Source organism: Candidatus Avoscillospira sp. LCP25S3_F1 (assembly GCF_052117125.1).
GTDB lineage: Bacteria > Bacillota > Clostridia > Oscillospirales > Oscillospiraceae > Avoscillospira_A.
The window spans coordinates 1-439 of record NZ_JBQKJT010000075.1 but is presented as its reverse complement, the minus strand read 5'-3'; the positions used below and the strand labels follow the sequence as shown (position 1 = coordinate 439).

Here is a 439-nt window from a genome sequence, read left to right as displayed (position 1 = left end):
GGGTGTATCTGAAAAAGCCCGTAAAAAGGGAAATGCACCTTTAGCTCAGTTGGTAGAGCAACTGACTCTTAATCAGTGGGTCCCGGGTTCGAGTCCCTGAAGGTGCACCAGAGATTAGCACCGCATATAGTGTTGATGATAGACTGGCCCGTTGGTCAAGTGGTTAAGACAGCGGCCTCTCACGCCGTTAACATCGGTTCGAATCCGGTACGGGTCACCAAGATATTCCTCCTTAGCTCAGTCGGTAGAGCACATGACTGTTAATCATGGGGTCGTTGGTTCGAGCCCAACAGGGGGAGCCATTAAAAATGTTACAGCGTTAGCTGCGACAGATATATAGTTGGTGTTGATTGCAGCGAGGGTCCACCTGTTCCCATTCCGAACACAGAAGTTAAGCTCGTTTGCGCCGAAAATACTTTGCGGGCGACTGCACGGGAAA

Annotated in this window: 3 tRNA genes and 1 rRNA gene; all 4 read left to right on the top strand. The window is 50.3% G+C overall.

Annotation, left to right across the window (positions count from 1 at the left end):
- Positions 1–34 precede the first annotated feature (34 nt).
- Positions 35–110: transfer RNA gene (locus ACTQ33_RS17180), tRNA-Lys, on the top strand.
- 35 nt (positions 111–145) lie between these two features.
- A tRNA-Glu gene (locus tag ACTQ33_RS17175) sits at positions 146–220 on the top strand.
- 6 nt (positions 221–226) lie between these two features.
- Positions 227–302 (top strand) — tRNA-Asn (locus ACTQ33_RS17170).
- A gap of 37 nt (positions 303–339) precedes the next feature.
- Positions 340–439: ribosomal RNA gene (rrf, locus tag ACTQ33_RS17165) — 5S ribosomal RNA — on the top strand; the annotation flags it as partial.